At 71.8% G+C, this 16,221-nt stretch carries 18 protein-coding genes; 3 read left to right on the forward strand and 15 right to left on the reverse strand.

Translation table 11 applies throughout. The features are described 5' to 3' along the window. Nucleotides 1-5: 5 nt before the first annotated feature. Entirely contained in the window at nt 6-1,085 is a 1,080-nt protein-coding gene (locus INP57_RS09730) for a glycoside hydrolase family 172 protein (protein WP_200069923.1), read from the reverse strand. Between the two features lie 225 nt (nt 1,086-1,310). Continuing rightward, entirely contained in the window at nt 1,311-2,333 is a 1,023-nt protein-coding gene (locus tag INP57_RS09735; RefSeq protein ID WP_200069770.1) for a beta/alpha barrel domain-containing protein, read from the reverse strand. Between the two features lie 268 nt (nt 2,334-2,601). Between INP57_RS09735 and INP57_RS09740 the strand changes: the two genes are divergently transcribed. Then, on the forward strand, nt 2,602-2,865 hold the full coding sequence (locus INP57_RS09740; protein ID WP_200069771.1) for a GlsB/YeaQ/YmgE family stress response membrane protein: 264 nt from the start codon (nt 2,602-2,604) through the stop codon (nt 2,863-2,865). Between the two features lie 99 nt (nt 2,866-2,964). Here the strand turns inward: INP57_RS09740 and INP57_RS30295 are convergent, their stop codons facing one another. From INP57_RS30295 to INP57_RS09785, 9 genes are all read right to left on the reverse strand, one after another. Then, nucleotides 2,965-3,480 carry a PH domain-containing protein gene (locus tag INP57_RS30295; protein ID WP_374220934.1) on the reverse strand — a complete coding sequence of 172 codons (516 nt, stop codon included), beginning with the start codon at nt 3,478-3,480 and terminating at the stop codon, nt 2,965-2,967. A gap of 115 nt (nt 3,481-3,595) precedes the next feature. Beyond that, nucleotides 3,596-4,096 carry a 6,7-dimethyl-8-ribityllumazine synthase gene (gene ribH, locus INP57_RS09750; protein WP_200069773.1) on the reverse strand — a complete coding sequence of 167 codons (501 nt, stop codon included), beginning with the start codon at nt 4,094-4,096 and terminating at the stop codon, nt 3,596-3,598. Continuing rightward, nucleotides 4,093-5,370, reverse strand: coding sequence for a bifunctional 3,4-dihydroxy-2-butanone-4-phosphate synthase/GTP cyclohydrolase II (locus tag INP57_RS09755; RefSeq protein WP_200069774.1), 1,278 nt, complete (start codon nt 5,368-5,370; stop codon nt 4,093-4,095). The genes ribH and INP57_RS09755 overlap by 4 nt, the downstream gene beginning before the upstream one ends. A gap of 171 nt (nt 5,371-5,541) precedes the next feature. After that, the gene (locus INP57_RS09760) at nt 5,542-6,156 is read right to left on the reverse strand and encodes a riboflavin synthase (RefSeq protein ID WP_200069775.1); all 615 of its coding nucleotides are present in this window, start codon (nt 6,154-6,156) and stop codon (nt 5,542-5,544) included. Between the two features lie 13 nt (nt 6,157-6,169). Beyond that, entirely contained in the window at nt 6,170-7,165 is a 996-nt protein-coding gene (gene ribD / locus INP57_RS09765; RefSeq protein WP_200069924.1) for a bifunctional diaminohydroxyphosphoribosylaminopyrimidine deaminase/5-amino-6-(5-phosphoribosylamino)uracil reductase RibD, read from the reverse strand. A gap of 23 nt (nt 7,166-7,188) precedes the next feature. Next, nucleotides 7,189-7,854 (reverse strand): ribulose-phosphate 3-epimerase, encoded by a 666-nt coding sequence (gene rpe / locus INP57_RS09770; protein WP_200069925.1) that lies wholly within the window; start codon nt 7,852-7,854, stop codon nt 7,189-7,191. Nucleotides 7,855-7,928: 74 nt separating this feature from the next. Next, nucleotides 7,929-9,278, reverse strand: coding sequence for an amino acid permease (locus INP57_RS09775; RefSeq protein ID WP_200069926.1), 1,350 nt, complete (start codon nt 9,276-9,278; stop codon nt 7,929-7,931). A gap of 170 nt (nt 9,279-9,448) precedes the next feature. After that, nucleotides 9,449-9,862, reverse strand: a complete 414-nt coding sequence (locus INP57_RS09780) for an OsmC family protein (RefSeq protein WP_200069776.1) — start codon at nt 9,860-9,862, stop codon at nt 9,449-9,451. A 222-nt stretch (nt 9,863-10,084) separates the two neighbouring features. Beyond that, entirely contained in the window at nt 10,085-10,675 is a 591-nt protein-coding gene (locus INP57_RS09785) for a sigma-70 family RNA polymerase sigma factor (protein ID WP_200069777.1), read from the reverse strand. A gap of 64 nt (nt 10,676-10,739) precedes the next feature. Here INP57_RS09785 and INP57_RS09790 point away from each other — a divergent pair, with 64 nt between their 5' ends. Beyond that, complete coding sequence (locus tag INP57_RS09790) at nt 10,740-11,450, forward strand: zf-HC2 domain-containing protein (protein ID WP_200069778.1); 711 nt, start codon at nt 10,740-10,742, stop codon at nt 11,448-11,450. 92 nt (nt 11,451-11,542) lie between these two features. Here INP57_RS09790 and INP57_RS09795 read toward each other — a convergent pair whose 3' ends face one another. The 4 genes from INP57_RS09795 to def are packed head-to-tail and all read right to left on the reverse strand — an operon-like array spanning nt 11,543 to nt 14,912. Beyond that, nucleotides 11,543-12,010, reverse strand: coding sequence for a nucleoside deaminase (locus INP57_RS09795; protein WP_307849988.1), 468 nt, complete (start codon nt 12,008-12,010; stop codon nt 11,543-11,545). A gap of 9 nt (nt 12,011-12,019) precedes the next feature. Next, nucleotides 12,020-13,444 (reverse strand): RsmB/NOP family class I SAM-dependent RNA methyltransferase, encoded by a 1,425-nt coding sequence (locus tag INP57_RS09800; RefSeq protein ID WP_200069779.1) that lies wholly within the window; start codon nt 13,442-13,444, stop codon nt 12,020-12,022. Further along, complete coding sequence (fmt, locus tag INP57_RS09805) at nt 13,441-14,367, reverse strand: methionyl-tRNA formyltransferase (RefSeq protein ID WP_200069780.1); 927 nt, start codon at nt 14,365-14,367, stop codon at nt 13,441-13,443. The genes INP57_RS09800 and fmt overlap by 4 nt, the downstream gene beginning before the upstream one ends. Further along, nucleotides 14,367-14,912, reverse strand: a complete 546-nt coding sequence (gene def / locus INP57_RS09810; RefSeq protein WP_200069781.1) for a peptide deformylase — start codon at nt 14,910-14,912, stop codon at nt 14,367-14,369. The genes fmt and def overlap by 1 nt, the downstream gene beginning before the upstream one ends. Before the next feature lie 270 nt (nt 14,913-15,182). On the opposite strand from def, the gene INP57_RS09815 reads away from it, so the two are divergent. Beyond that, nucleotides 15,183-16,217: a helix-turn-helix transcriptional regulator gene (locus INP57_RS09815; RefSeq protein ID WP_200069782.1), complete on the forward strand. Its 1,035-nt coding sequence runs from the start codon at nt 15,183-15,185 to the stop codon at nt 16,215-16,217. The last annotated feature ends 4 nt before the right edge of the window (nt 16,218-16,221 follow it).

Raw genomic sequence — 16,221 nt, forward strand, 5'->3', positions numbered from 1 at the left:
GGGAGTCAGAGCGGGCGCGGGAGCCGGTCGTGGACCGGCGGCAGGCCGAACGGCTTCGACGGCAGGGTCTGGTACCAGTAGGCGACCGAGGAGATGTCGTCGGAGCGCTTGTTGGCGTGCCCGTGCTCGATCGTGACGCTGATCGACTCGTCGAAGGTGACCGGATCCTCCACGTGGAACCGGTAGTAGGAGACCTGCCCGCTCCAGTTCGGCCCGCCCGGCAGCGTCAGGCCGTGGTAGGGCGCCTGGTACGGCTGGCTGGGACACCACGCGGTGTTGAAGTAGTCCTCGGTGCCGGTGCCGTGCAGCCGCGGCGGCCAGGGCTCCCCGTCGATGAAGATCATGTCATCGCCCTCGCCGTACCAGTTCCAGTCGGTGGTCGAGCGCAGGTTGTGCACGTTGAGCACGGAGCCGACGTAGTGCCCGCGGCCTTCGGCCTCCAGCAGCACGTAATTGCCCGCGCCGTCGAGGTTGGTGCCGCCGAACAGGAACTCGTCGTTGGTCTGCTCGCCCTGCTCGACGCCGTCGGCCGGGTTCTCCCGGCGCCACTGCGCGTGGAAGTAGCCGAGTTCGGGGTCGGCGCGGCGGTACTGCTCGTAGTCGATGTAGTAGTAGAAGATCACCGGCTTCCGGCTCATCTCGCTGACCAGCTCGAACCGGGCGCCCGCGGCGAAGGGCATCGCGAACCAGCAGTTGAAGCCCTTGCCGTCCTGCGGGCTCATCTGCAGCGGTGCGGACACGAAGTTCTCGGTGCGGCCGTGGCCGATGCCGAAGAAGTCCCCCAGCGGCACCAGCACGCTCGGGTGCGGCGAATCGTCCCAGGTGATCTTGAGCACGAGCCTGCGCAGGTAGTCGCCCTCCACCTCGGGCCGCAACCCGCCGTCCTCGACCGCGACGGTGCACCAGATGTGCGTGACCGCGCCGGGACCGTCCAGGTTGGCCAGTTCCCGGCTCTCCCCCGGCGCGAGCCGGATGCTGTCGGTGTTGCCGCCGGTGCGGTCCCAGCTCGACACCCGGCCCCGCTTGGACTGCCGCAGCCGCGGCAGGTCGCGCAGGCTGCTGCCGAACGTCCCGTATCCCGACATCATCGTCCCCCTCCGGATGTTGATCGTCACAGCAAGTCAACGGTCTCTGCCCGTGACGTGTCGAGGATCTTCATCCGATCGGAATTTCCCGTTGATCAACACATTCCGGGCGCGCGTCCGGGAGCGCGGAAAGCGGTTCGCGCAGGGGCGCCGGTCGTGCGGCAGGAGACCCGCAGCGTTGAGCGGATCGCGGCAAGCCGGTCCCGGCAGCGGCCGAACCGGTGATCAGCGACGCGGCGGCTCGTAGTGCTCGATGCGCCGCAGCACGGCGCGGATCCGCGCGGCGTGCACCGGCGACAGAGCGTAGCCGGGGTAGCTGGCGAACCAGCTCGCGCTGCCCATGCTCACCGCGTCCGCACCGGCCCAGAAGTACTCGCGGCAGTCGTCGAAGCTGCGGATGCCGCCGGTCGCGATGATCGGCAGCGTCACCCCGGCGTCGCGCAGCTCCTTGACCACCCGCAGCCCGACCGGCTTGATCGCCCGGCCGGACAGCCCGCCGAAACCGTTGCGCAGCAACGGTTCCCCCGTTTCCGGGTCCAGCCGCAGGCCCTTCAGGGTGTTGATCGCGGTCAGCGCCGAGACGCCGTGCCGGGCGGCCAGCCGGGCGTGACCGAGGTAGTCGTAGTCCGGGGACAGCTTCAGGATCACCGGGTGCGCGCTGCGCGGCACCGCTTCGGCCAGCACCGACTCGATGATGGCGTTGAAGTCGAAGTTCACGTTGTGGCAGGAGACGTTGAACTCGACCGCGGCGATTTCCCCCGCGGGCACCGCCGCGTTGATCTTGTCCACGAGCGTGACGAACTCCGCGGCGGAGAACCCGCCCACCGAGATGATCGTGTTCTGCTCGCGAGTGCGCGGGTAGTAGTCCCGCAGGTAGGCGTCGATGCCGACGTTGCACCAGCCGAACGCGTTGAGCCAGCCGCCGTCGACCTGCCGCAGCGCCTGCCCGTAGCGCTTGAGCAGCGCGGGCAGCTCGTGCAGCGGCCACACGTCCTGCGTCGTGAAGTGGCCCTCGCGGGGCTCGACGGTGACCGTGCGGGTGGTGACCGCGCCGAACCGCTCCAGCGGGACGAACCGCGAGATCGGGCTCATCCCGTAGGGCACCAGCTTCGCGTTGGACACGCCGTAGCCGAGCAGGCTGGAGGCGGTGACCATGCGGTTGCGCAGCGGGATGTCGCCGAGCCGCACCGCGGGTTCGCGGGGCTCGTCCCGGACCAGCCGCAGGTTTCGCTCCGGGGCAACGCTCACGATCTCCTCCTCCAGTTGCCGCACCGCCAGCCACCGCACCGGCTGCGCCGACGCGTCCGGTGCTCGACGCTCTCCCCATTGTCCCGCACCCGCTCGCGGCGTCCGCAGCCGCCGGGCGACCGGGCGAGGTTTCGCCACGAGATCGAAAGTACCGTTGGCGATCACCCGAACGGGGTATAGATCACGGTTGATCCATCACCGCTCGGGTAGTCCGATGTGTGCGAGACGAGCGTGCCGCGAGCGGCGCGTGAACCGGAAGGAGGACACCGTGGGAATCCTGAGCTGGATCATCTTCGGTCTGATCGCGGGCGCGATCGCCAAGTTCATTCTGCCGGGCAAGGACCCCGGCGGCATCATTCTCACGATCGTGATCGGCGTGGTCGGCGGCCTGCTCGGCGGCTGGCTGGGCACGAACTTCGGCGGCGGAGCCGGTGTCACCGGGTTCAACCTGATGAGCTTCGTGTGGGCGGTGATCGGTTCGCTGATCCTGCTCATCATCTACCGCCTGATCTTCCACAGGTCGCGTGCCTGAGAGATCGCGGAGAAGGTGCCCGGAAACGACTTCCGGGCACCTTTTTCATGACCGGACCCCGCCGCTCGACAGCCGTTCACGCACCGCGCACGGCGGCGTTCAGCCTTGCTCGTCCTGATCGGATCGCGCAGCCGCGGCGTCGTCCCCGCCGGACTGCGATTCCCGCTGGGATTCCTGCTGCTCACCACCGCGCACCGCGTCCACCTGCCTGCGCAGCTCACGCAGGTCGCGCATCGCCTGCACGGCGCTTGCCCCGTCACTGGACTGGATCGCCATCACCGGTGCGTACTCGTCGTCGGCCAGTTCCAGGCGGGCCCACGAGGCACCGTCCGGGAAGCTGATCGCCAGCACATCGTCCCACTCGAACAGGCGGGTGCCGACGATGTTGCGCACCTCGATGCCGTCCAGGCCCGCCCGCATCCGCGGCCGCAGCAGCAACAACGCACCGCAGGCCAGCAGCACGCCCAGCGCGGCCATCGACACCTGGTCGGAGACCCGGAAGTAAGCACCGGTCGGAGTGTTGCGCAGCAGGACCGCGGCCACGGTGAACACGACGACCAGCACGATCGCCACCGGGATGACCACCCGGCGCACCTTGCGCGGGCGCACCTCCACCTGCGCGGCACCCGTGCCGGTGGCGGTGCTTACTTCCTCGGCCCGCGGCGTTCCGGAGCCGCCCCGCGTTTCGCCTGCCTGCATGAGACCAGTCTGCCGTGTCCGCGCAGGAGGCTCACAGGAACCCTCGCCCGGAGCCGTCGTAGCCGCGCAGGTCGCGCAGCACCAGCGCGGTCTCCAGCGCCGCCGCGGTGGCCTCGAAACCCTTGTCCTCCACCGAATCGGCGAACCCGGCCCGGTCCAGCGCCTGCTGCTCGGTGTCGGTGGTGAGCACGCCGTTGCCGATCGCGGTGGACTCGTCCAGCGCCACCCGGGTCAGCCCCTGGGTCACCGAATCGCAGACGTACTCGAAGTGCGGCGTCCCGCCGCGGATCACCACGCCCAGCGCCACCACCGCGTCGTGCTGGTGCGCCAGCTGCTGGCACACCACCGGCAGCTCGACCGAGCCCGGCACCCGCACCACGGTCGGCTCCGCGACACCGGATTCCTGCGCGGCCTGCACGGCGCGCTCCAGCATCCGGCCGGTGATCTTGTCGTGCCAGCGGATCGCCGCGATCGCCACCCGCAGGCCGGCGGCCTCCGGGACCTCCACCCGCGGCCTGCCCTCGCCGCTCATGCCGTCACCCCCGGTTCACCGAGACCGTCCCCGCTGATCGAGGAATCTTCGCCGTCGTCCAGGTCCGTCAGCTCGTGGCCCATCCGGTCCCGCTTGGTGCGCAGGTAGCGCAGGTTCTCCGGGTTCGGCCGGATCGGCAGCGGCTCGCGGCCGACGACCTCGAGGCCGTAGCCCTCCAGCCCGATCCGCTTCTCCGGGTTGTTCGTCAGCAGCCGCATCGACTTGATGCCCAGGTCGCAGAGGATCTGCGCGCCCTGGCCGTAATCCCGGCTGTCCACCGGCATCCCCAGCTCGACGTTGGCGTCCACGGTGTCCGCTCCGTCGTCCTGCAGCTGGTACGCCTGCAACTTGTGGATCAGGCCGATGCCGCGGCCCTCGTGCCCGCGCATGTAGAGCACCACGCCGCGGCCCTCGTCGGCGACCTTCTCCAGCGCCGCGGCCAGCTGCGGGCCGCAGTCGCAGCGCAGCGAGCCGAGCACGTCGCCGGTCAGGCATTCCGAGTGCACCCGCACCAGCACGTCCGTGCCGTCGCCGATGTCGCCGTAGACCAGCGCCAGGTGCTCGATGCCGTCCAGGGTGCTGTCGTAGCCGAACGTGCGGAACGTGCCGTGCGCGGTGGGGATGCGCGCCTCGGCGACCCGCTCGACCTGCTTCTCGAACCGCCTGCGGTAGGCGACCAGGTCGGCGATGGTGATCAGCGCGAGTTCGTGCTCGTCGGCGAAGACCTCCAGCTCGTCGCGCCGGGCCATGTCGCCCTCGCTCTTCTGGCTGACGATCTCGCACAGCGCGCCCGCGGGCCGCAGCCCGGCCAGCCGGGCCAGATCCACCGACGCCTCGGTGTGCCCGGGCCGCCGCAGCACCCCGCCGTGCCGGGCGCGCAGCGGCACCACGTGTCCCGGCCGGGTCAGGTCCTGCGCGGTCGAGCCGCCCGCGGCGAGCACGCCCAGCGTCCGGGCCCGGTCGGCGGCGGAGATGCCGGTGGTGACGCCCTCGGCCGCGTCCACGGTGACCGTGTAGGCGGTGCCCTTGCGGTCCTGGTTGGTGTGGTACATCGGTGGCAGGTCGAGGCGATCGCAGTCCTCGCCGGTCATGCCGACGCACAGGTAGCCGGACGTGTAGCGCACCATGAACGCCACCAGCTCCGGCGTCGCCCGCTCCGCCGCGAAGATCAGGTCGCCTTCGTTCTCGCGATCCTCGTCATCGACCACGATCACCGGGCGGCCCGCCGCGATGTCGGCCAGGGCGCGCTCGATGTCGTCGAACCTGTTGCTCACCGTGTCCGTGCTCTTTCACTCTGGGGTCGTGGTGCGCCGTGCCGCACCAGCCCTCGGTTCCGGCACCGGGCGCTGCGTCCCGGCACCACCATTCTCCCCCGGCTCGCCGCGCTCCTCTCGAACCCGATCACCCGCACCGCAGCGGACCGTCCCTGCTCACGAAGTAGCTGGTCACAGCGCTGGGCCGCGCTCGCCGAGCGCGTCCAGCTGTGCGGCGGCCAATCGCTCGAGGTGCTTGGCCAGCACGTCCACCTCGATGTTGACCTCTTCACCCGGTTGGCGCACCCCTAGGGTGGTGAGTTCCCGCGTGGTGGGAATCAACGCGACGCTGAAGCCGTCCGGTTCGGCGTCCACCACGGTCAGCGAGATGCCGTCGACCGTGATCGAGCCCTTCTCGACCAGGTAGCGGGACAGCCCACCGGGCAGGTCGAACCGGGTCAGATCGCCTTCGTCGGAGCGCAGCACGGCCGTGCCGTCCACGTGGCCCTGCACGATGTGCCCGCCGAGCCGATCGCCGAGCGCCATCGCGCGCTCCAGGTTCACCCGGTCCCCGGCCTGGACCGCCTTCAGCGCGGAGCGGCGGACCGTCTCCTGCACCACGTCCACGGTGAAGCGGTCCCCCTGGACCGCGTCCACCACGGTCAGGCACACGCCGTTGACCGAGATCGAGTCGCCGTGCGCGGCATCGGAGGCCACCACCGGCCCTCGCACGGTCAACCGCACGACGTCCTCGGCGGGCTCGACGGCCAGCACGGTCCCGAGCTCTTCGACGATCCCCGTGAACACCGGCTCTGCCTCCTCAACGCCGCGTCGGGACGGCGCTGACGCGCACGTCCGGACCGCTCATCGTCGTCTCTTCGACGTCCCACCACCATGCTTGCGAGACGCTCGCCACTCCCGCCTCGCCCAGCGCGGCCGGTCCGGCGCCCAGCAGCGCGGGTGCGATGTAGGCCAGTACCCGGTCCACCCGCTCGGCGGCCACGAACGCGCCCGCCAGCGCCGGACCGCCTTCCAGCAGCACGTCCACGACTCCGCGGTCCGCGAGCGCGGCCAGCGCGGCCGCGGGATCACCGCCGGGCAGCCGGATCGTTTCGGCGGCGTCGTCGAGCACCCGCGCGTCCTCGGGAACCGGGCGGTCGCCGACGACCACCCGCAGCGGCTGCCGCTCCCGCAGGCCGCCGGACTCGTCGCGGGCGGTCAGCTGCGGGTCGTCGGCGAGCACGGTGCCGGTGCCCGCCACGATCGCGTCGACCTTGCCGCGCAGCTCGTGCACCTCGCCGCGGGAGACCGCGGAGCTGATCCACTTGCTGCTGCCGTCGGCCGCGGCCGAGCGCCCGTCCAGGCTCGCGGCGTACTTCCAGGTCACGTGCGGGCGCGCGGTGCGGGTGAAGTGCAGCCAAGCGCGCAGCGGGCCGCGTTCCACCTCGTCGCGCAGCAACCCGGCGGAGACGTCGACGCCCGCGTCGCGCAGCAGCGCCGCTCCGCCGCCGGCCTGCGGGTTCGGGTCCGGGACCGCGTGCACGACGCGCGCCACCCCGGCTTCCAGCAGCGCCGATGTGCACGGTGCGGTGCGCCCGGTGTGCGCGCAGGGCTCCAAGGTGACCACCGCGGTTCCGCCGCGGGCGCGCGCACCGGCTTCGCGCAGCGCGACGACCTCGGCGTGCGGGCCGCCGGGCGGCCGGGTGGCGCCGAGCCCCGCGGGCTGTCCCGACGGATCGAGGATCACGCAGCCGACCGGCGGATTCGGGCTGGTCGTGCCACGGACCCGCTCGCTGGCGGCGACGGCGGCCTCCATCGCCCCGAGTTCGGCCTCGGGTGTCACCGGCGCGCGTGCGCGAAGGCCGGGCCCACCTGGGTGCGCAGCGCTTCGAGCGCGCGGCTCGGGTCCTCGGCGCCGTAGACGGCGGATCCGGCCACGAAGCAGTCCACCCCGGCCTCCGCGGCCTGCTCGATGGTCTCGGCGTTGATCCCGCCGTCGATCTCCACCAGCAGGTTCAGGTGCCCGGTGTCGACCAGGTCGCGGGCCTGCCGGGTCTTGTCCAGCACCTCGGAGATGAACTTCTGCCCGCCGAAGCCGGGCTCCACCGACATCACCAGCAGCGTGTCGTAGTGCTTGAGCACGTCCAGGTACTGCTCCAGCGGCGTGTTCGGCTTGATCGACAGACCCGCCTTGGCACCCGCGGCGCGCAGGTTCTTCGCCAGCCCGATCGGATCCTCGGCCGCTTCCACGTGCACGGTGACGTTGTGCGCGCCCGCCTCGGCGTAGCCGATCGCCCAACGATCCGGATCCTCGATCATGAGGTGGCAGTCCATCGGGATGTCGGTGGCCTTCAGCAGCGACTGCACCACCGGCAGCCCGAGGGTCAGGTTCGGCACGAAGTGCGCGTCCATCACGTCGACGTGCACCCAGTCGGCGCCCTTGACGGCGTCGAGCTCGGCGGCCAGGTGAGCGAAGTCCGCGGACAGGATGGAAGGCGCGATCATCGGCTGGTTCGACACATGCGGGAGTGTAAATCCGGCCGCTCGCGCGCTACCCACCCGGCCACCGCCGGGCACCTTCATTCCGCACCCGAGTCGACCGGAGCCGCCGCGCGGTTCGCGCCCCGGCGCCGGACGAAGTAGTACGCCGCGCACAGCAGCAGCAGGAAGGGCACGCCCGCTTTCCAAGCGGTATTGAACTGCTCGGTGAACGGCGTGGTCAGCAGCACGGCCGCGATGAACAGCATCGCCAGCACCGTGGTCACCGGCGCACCGGGCAGCCGGACCGGCGACGGCGCGAGCCCTTCGGCGGCGCGGCGGCGCCGGAACGCGAGCTGGCTGGCGAAGATGATCAGCCAGGTGATCAGCGCGCCGAACAGTGCCAGGCCCATCATCAGCGGGAACGCCGTGTCCTCGGAGAACACCGAGATCACCACCGCCAGCGCCAGGCCGGCCGCCGACAGCAGCAAGGCTCGCTGCGGAGCACCGTGGCCACTCAGGCCGGTGAACCACTTCGGCGCATAGCCGTCGCGCGCCAGCGAGTAGGTCATCCGCGCGGTCACGTACAGATTCGTGTTCATCGCCGAGAGCGCGGCGGTGAGCACCACGAAGTTCATCACGCCCGCGGCGGCCGGGATGCCCGCGATCGCGAACAGCGCGACGAACGGGCTCTGCGTCACGTCCTCCTCGGCCGAGACCTGGTTCCACGGCAGCACCGAGACCACGACGAGCATCCCGAGCACGTAGAACAACCCGAGCCGCAGCACCATGTTGCGCGCCGCGCGCGGCACGTCCCGGCCCGGGTCGCGGGATTCGGACGCGGTGACGCCGATCGCTTCGGTGCCGAGGTAGGAGAACGTCACGGCGGTCAACGCCAGCCACACCGCACCGAGCCCGTTCGGCAGGAAACCGCCGTGGCCGGTCAACGCGCTCACGCCGGTCGCGGGCCGCCCGGGCAGGCCGAAGACGATGTAGGTCAGCCCGAGCAGGATGAACACCACGATCGTGACGACCTTGATCAGCGCGAACCAGTACTCGAACTCGCCGAAGTAGCGCACCGCTGCCGCGTTGATCGCCAGCATCACCACCGAGAAGACCACCACCGGCAGCCACAGCGGCAGCTGCGGGTACCAGAACCGCACGTAGAGCCCGGCGGCGACGACCTCGCTGCCGATGTTCGCGACCTGCGCGGCCCAGTAGATCCAGCGCTGCACGAACCCGGCGAGGCCGCCGAGGTAGCGCTGCGCGATCGGCCCGAAACCGCCCGCCTCCGGGTGCACCACGACCATCTCGGCCAGCGCGTAGGCCAGCGCGAGCGCGGCGAACGCGGCCACCGCGTAGGCGATGATCACCGCAGGGCCCGCGGTGTTGATCGCCAGCCCGGAACCGAGGAAAAGGCCGGTCCCGATCGAGCCGCCGAGCGCGATCATGCCGACCTGCCTGCCGCTGAGCTCGCGGCGCAGCCCGCCGCCCGCCGGTTCCGGCTCGCTCGCCTGCCCCACCCCGTGGCCTCCTCGGTACCTGCCGCATCGCCGATCCGCGATGCGACAGCACCTTACGCCGGGGAGATCGGATGCTGAGCCGGACTCGGATTTCCGGCTCAGCGCGGCAATGCGAGCTCGATCGGGGTGCCTTCCTCGACCGAGCGGCTCACCGTGCAGTACCGCTCGATGGCGCGGCGCACCGCGTCCATCAGCTTGTCCCGGTCGGCCTCGTCGACCGGGCCGAGGTCGAGGTCGAAGTTCACCCGCACGTTGGCGAACTTGTTCGGGTCCTCCGGGGTCTTGTCCCGGTCGGCGTGCACCGCCACGTCGGCGTCGTCGCCGAGCCTGCGCACCAGCAGGTTCTCGCTGGTCACCGCGGAGCAGCCCGCGATGGCGGCGAGCAGCAGCTCACCGGGGGTGAACGCGCCCGGCGCACCCTCTCGTCCGATGTGCACGGTGGCGCCGCGGTCGTTGCTCGCGGTGAAGGTGTGCTCGCCGGTGCGGTGCACTTCGACGGGAGTGGATGCCATCAGACCCTCCTGATTCGCAGGTTCCGTCGACGACAACTCACCACACATCCGGCTTGTTCCCACCACCGCATCCAAATCGAGCGAACGGACCGTTGGTCCGAATAGACCAGGCGAACAGGCCGTTCACTCCTGACAAACCCGCGGGCTTTCTGAGTGAACGGACTGTTGGTCCGAATAGATTGGACGAACGGTCCGTTCACTTATGGTGAACGCCGGGCGGGCTCAGCCGGTGCCGGTGTCCTGGCCCCGGGTGCGGGAGATCAGGTCTTCGCGGGCGCGGGCCACGCGCGAGCGCACCGTGCCGAGCTCGCAGCCGCTGATCTCGGCGGCCTCCGCGTAGGAGAGCCCGAGCACCTGGGTGAGCACCAGCGCCTCCCGCCGGTCCGGGTCGAGCTGGTCGAGCAGCACGTTCGTCTCGACGAGTTCCTCGAAGCCCCTGCCCCGGCCACCGGAGCCGTGGCCACCGGAGTTCGGGCCGCCGGAGCCCTCCGCGGCCTGCACCCAATCGGCGGCGACGGTGCGCGGCCGCGCCCGCTCGAACCGGATCTGGTCGACCACGGCGCGGCGCGCGATCGACAGCAGCCAGGTCCGCGCCGAAGAAGTCCCGCGGAACGTGCGCAACGAGCGCAACGCCCGCAAGTAGGTCTCCTGCGCCAGATCGTCGGCAGCACCGACGTCGGCCAGGTGCGCCACGAACCGCCACACGTCGCGCTGGGTGGCTCGCACGAACTCGGCCAGCGCCCGCCGGTCGCCCGAACCGGCGGCCAGTGCCAGTTCGGTGACGCGGGTGTCTTCGGCTTCCGAGTTCGTCACGGCCCACGACACTAGCCGAAGACCCGCCGGGAACTCCGCCCCCTGCGCGCCCGACAATCTGGTCGTGGACTGTGAACGTTGCCGGATTTCGATCTCGGCGCGGCTGGACGGGGAAGCCGAGGCGGCGCCCGCTGCCGACGTCGACGCCCATCTGGACCAGTGCGCGCGGTGCCGCGCGTACCAGGCCGATGCGGGCCTGCTCACCCGGAACCTGCGGGTGCGGCTGGTCACCGATACGCCGGACCTGGTGGGGCCGGTGCTGGCGCGCGCCGAACGCCCGGACCGGCGCCGGACGGCGCTACGGTCCGCGCTCGCGCTCGTCGCGGTGGCGCAGATCCTGCTCGGCACCTTCCAACTGCTGGGACTGAGCGGGGCGCACGGTCACGCGCACGGCGGGATGGCCGCGCACCTGTTCAACGAGAGCACCGCGTGGAACCTGGCGATCGGCGTCGGAATGCTGTGGGCGGCGTGGCGCGACCGCACGGCCGGTGGGGTGCTGCCGGTGTTGGGCGCGTTCGTGGCGGTGCTCGCCGGGTTCTCGGTGCACGACCTGATCGCCGGCACGGCGACGCTCGCGCGGGTCGGCTCGCACGCGCTGCTGCTGGCCGGACTCGGGCTGCTGGTCGCGGTGCACCGCAGGCACCGCGGGGACGGCGACCCGGCACCCGCGCAGACCGGTGGGGACGGCTGGAGCCGGATCGGCCCCGGAGAACCGCCGGAGGTCGCCGAAAACGGACCACACCTGCGGCCCACGGCGCACCACCGGGCGGCGTGAGCGCCGGGGAGCGTTCGAACTGGGCCGCTTGATCGCTCAGGCGGTCATCGCAACCGGTTCCGCTCGAGCGGCGTCACTTCACCGAACGACTCCTAACCCGACTCGTCCTCGCCGATGTCCTCGTGCCAGAGGCGGGGCCGGTCGGCGATGAAACCGGCCATCATCCGCACGCACTCGGGATCGTCGAGCAGCACGATCCGCACGCCGTGCTCGGCGAGCCAGTCGTGCCCGCCGTGGAAGTTGCGCGCCTCGCCGATGACGACCGTGCCGATGCCGAACTGGCGAACCAGCCCGCTGCAGAACCAGCACGGCGACAGCGTGGTGACCATCGTCGTGCCCGCGTAACCGCGCTGCCTTCCCGCGGCCCGGAACGCGGAGGTCTCGGCGTGCACCGAGGGATCACCGTCCTGCACCCGGCGATTGCGCCCGCGCCCGAGGACTTCGCCGTCAGCGCCGAACAGCGCGGCACCGATCGGGACGCCGCCTTCCGCCTCCCCCGCACGAGCTTCCTCGACGGCGACGGCCAGCCATTCCTGGTGATGTTCGGAAGGGGTCAGCACCACGACGCCTCAAGCGACCCGCAGCAGTGCGCAGAACATCGCGTCGGTGCCGTGCCGGTGCGGCCACAGCTGCACGCCGGGGCCGTCGCCGAGCTGCGGGACGCCGGGGAACGCTTCGCGGGCGTCGAGCTGTTCGGCGCCGGTGCGGCGCACGACGTCGGAGACGACGCCTTCGGTCTCCGACAGGTGCGGGGAGCACACGACGTAGGCGACGATCCCGCCGGGCCGGGCCAGCTGCACCGCCGAGAGCAGCAGGCTGCGCTGCAGCTTCGCCAGTTCCGGCAGGTCCGAGGGCTGCCGCCGCCAGCGCGCCTCGGGACGGCGGCGCAGCGCGCCGAGCCCGGTGCACGGCGCGTCGACGAGCACCCGGTCGTAGCCGGGTTCCAGCCCCGGCTCGCGGCCGTCGGCCACGTGCACCCGCACCGACAGGTCCCGGGTGACGCGCCGCACCAGATCCGCCCGATGCTCGGACTGCTCGACGGCGTCCAGCTCACCGCCGTCCAGCGTGACCAGCGCCCCCAACAGCGCCGCTTTCCCGCCGGGGCCTGCGCACAGGTCCAGCCACCGCGAGTCCGGCCCGGTGAGCTCGGGCTTGCTCAGCGCCAGCGCGGCGAGCTGGCTGCCCTCGTCCTGCACTGCGGCGAAGCCCTCCCGGACCGGCTCCAGGTCGCCGGGATCGCCGGAGCCCGCTTCCAGGTGCACCCCGTACGGCGAGTACGGCGCCGGGTCGCCGCCGGTGATGGCGGCGAGCTCGTCGGCGCTGATCTCCCCGGGCCGCGCGGTCAGGTGCACCGCGGGCCGCGCGTCGTCCGCGGCGAGCGCGGCGGCGAGCTCGTCGCCGGTGTCGCCGAGCACGTCGGCGAACGCCTGCGCCACCCACCGCGGGTGCGCGTACCGCAGCGCCAGGTGCCCGACCGGGTCCTTCGCGCGGTCCGGCGCGAGCTCGTCGATCCACTGCTGCTCGTCGCGTTCGCCTGCGCGGCGCAGCACCGCGTTGGCGAACCCGGCGAGCTTCGATCCGGCTTCCCCGCGCACCATGTCCACTGTGGAGGCAACTGCCGCGTGATCCGGAATCCTGGTGCGCAGCAACTGGTACACCCCGAGCCGCAACGCGTCCAAAGTGGTCGGATCCACTTCGGACACCGGACGGCCGCTGCACTCCCCGATGACCGCGTCCAGCAGGCCGCGCGCCCGGCAGGCGCCGTAGGCGAGCTCGGTGGCCAGCCCCGCGTCCCGGCCTTGGATCTTGCGCTGCCGCAGCAGCGCGGGCAACGTCAGGTTCGCGTAGGCGTCCCGCTCGCGCACCGCGCGCAACGTCTCCAGCGCGGCCATCCGGGCCGGGTCCTGCGCGGGCGGCCGGGCCGGGCCGTTGCGCCGCTGCGGCGGACGGCTGCCCCGCGGCCGGGACGGGCGGCGGGGGCGGTGGTCGTTCACTTGAGCACTTCTCCTTGCTCGATGCGGGTGCCGCGCGCCCAGTCGGTGGCGGCCATCCGCTTCTTGCCCTGCGCCTGCACCTCGCCGAGCGCGACCGCCGCGGTGCCGGTTCCCACCAGCACCCGGCGCTTCTCGACGCGCAGCTCCCCCGGCGCGAGCCCGGTCTCCTCGGTCACCGACACGGCCCCGAGCTTGAGCCGCTCGTCGCCGAAGAACGCCCACGCGCCCGGATCCGGGGTCACCGAGCGGATCACCCGATCCACCACGTGCGCCGGCCGGGTGAAGTCGACCTTGGCGTCGTCCACGGTGACCTTCGGCGCGTAGCTGATGCCCTCGGCGGGTTGTTCCTCGGCGCGCAGCGAACCGTCCTCGATGCCGTCGAGCGTGGCCAGCAGCAACTTGGCGCCCGACTCGGCGAGCCGGTCCAGCAGCACGCCCGAGGTGTCGCCCGCGCGGACGTCCTCGGTGACCACGCCGTAGACCGGTCCGGCGTCCAGCTCGGGCACCAGCCGGAACGCGGACGCGCCGGTGATCCGGTCGCCGTGCCGGATCGCGGCCTGCACCGGAGCCGCCCCGCGCCACGCGGGCAGCAGCGAGAAGTGCAGGTTGATCCACCCGTGCCGGGGGATCTCCAGCGCGGCCCGCTTCAGCAGCGCCCCGTAGGCCACCACCGGGCAGCAGTCCGGCGCCAGCTCCCGCAGCCGCTCCAGGAACTCCGGGTCGGACGCGCGCTCGGGCGTGAGCACTTCGAGTCCGTGCTCGTCGGCCACCGCGCCCACCGGAGAGCGCAGCACCTTGCGCCCGCGGCCGGAACGCGCGTCCGGCCGGGTGATCACGGCGGCGACCTCGTGCCGCCCTGATTCCAGCAGCGCTCGCAGCGAAGGAACCGCCGCCTCGGGCGTGCCCGCGAACACCACCCGCATCAGGACGCCCCGAACAGCGGGTGTGGGTTCTGCTTGATCGCCGGAGCCTGCCCGTCGAACCAGTCGGCCTGGCGGATCTCGCGCAGCGCGGCCTTGCGGGTGGCCTCGTCGAGCCGGTCCACGAACAGCACCCCGTCGAGGTGGTCGGTCTCGTGCTGGACGCAGCGCGCCAGCAGGTCGGTGCCCTCGATCTCCACCGGATCGCCGTGCAGGTTCCAGCCGCGGGCGACGATGTTGCGGTAGCGGCGGCAGTCCCACCGCATGCCCGGGATGGACAGGCAGCCCTCCGGGCCGTCCTGGATCTCGTCGCCGAGCACGTCGAAGCTCGGATTGACCAGGTGGCCCTCGAACCCGTCGCAGCGGTAGGTGAACACCCGCAGGCCCACGCCCAGCTGCGGCGCGGCCAGCCCCGCCCCGCCTTGCTCGTGCATCGTGTCCCAGAGGTCCCGCACGAGGGTGCGCAGCTCCTTGTCGAAATCCACGACCTCCTCGGCGCGGGTCCGCAGCACGGGATCCCCGAAGAGTCGGACGGGCTGGACGGTCAAGCGGTTCCCCCATGGTCGCGGGCGGTTCGGCCGGCGTGCGCCGCCGATCGCGGTTGCCGGATCTCACGAGTCTAGTCTTCGCCGTCGCCGCCGCCCGCAGCCGCCACGACCGCTCCGAAGCGCGGCGGAACCGCTCGCGGTGCGGGACTCGACCGGCACCGCCGCGGGGATTCAGCCGCCCGGCATCGACTGCCGCCCGGCGAGGAACCCGTTCCGGCGCAGCCCCGGCGTAGCCTGCGCGGTGGCTCGAAGAAAGTGAAGGGACCTGCGATGAGCCCGTTTCCGCCCGAGCACGCCGCGGGCCGCACCGCACCCGCCGCCGCGAGCGTCCTCGAACGAGCCGAGCAACACGTCGGGCTGCTTCGCGACCTGGTCCGATGTGACGCGGTGGTGCTGACCGCTGCCGACCCGTTCGCGCTGAGTCCGCAGCACACCTCGCTCGCCGCCGCGGGCTACTCGGACGCCGCGCTCGACCGGCTGCTGGACGACTTCGTCCCGGACGCGCGGAATCCGGGCTTCCGCCTGCTCCGCAACGGGGTTCGCGCGGCGCTGCGCTGGTCGGATCTCGCCCGCAATTGGCAGATCAGGTTCGTCACGACCGCCCTTGCTGAAGAATGCCTGCTTCCCGCCGGATTCCACGAAGGTCTCACCGCCTGCTTGTGGCTACCGGACGGTTCCCATGCCGGCGCCGTGCACATGAACTGGGCCGCGTCCCGCGCGGCCACGGACGACCGGCGGCGAACCGTCGAGCGATTCCTGCCACTGCTCGCCGAGGCCAGCAACGTCTTGCAGCCACACCGCGTTCTCGCGGACGAGCTGCACGGCGACGCGCACGTCGCGTTGATCGGCGCAGGTGTCGAGCAACGCATCCCCGGCCGCGACGTCGGCCCGGTTCTGCGTTCGCAAGGCCGGCTGTGGCCGCTGCTGCTGAGTTCGGTCCCGCACCGGAACGGCAGCTACATCTGGATCGACGAGGCCGAGACGTTCCACCGGATCGATCTGACCCGGTGCGCGGGATCGACGATGCTCGTGGCCGAGCGCGAAATGCCCGCGCCCTACGACCTCACCGCACGAGAGTTGCAGGTCGTCACGCTGCTGGCCGGTGGCGCCAGCAACCCAGGGATCGCCGATGCGCTCGTCGTGAGCCGCCGCACCGTCTCGACCCACGTCGAGCACATCCTGGCCAAGCTCGGGGTGGCCTCCCGCGCGGAGGTCGCCGCGCTGGCCACTCGCGAAGGCCTGCGGCTGGTTCCGGCCGGGCGCGGCTCGGACCTGCGGCCGGGTGGTCTCGGCAGGATGCGCTGAGTCG

Origin of the sequence: Saccharopolyspora galaxeae, from assembly GCF_016526145.1 — a bacterium.
In the GTDB taxonomy this organism is placed as follows: Bacteria; Actinomycetota; Actinomycetes; order Mycobacteriales; family Pseudonocardiaceae; genus Saccharopolyspora_C; species Saccharopolyspora_C galaxeae.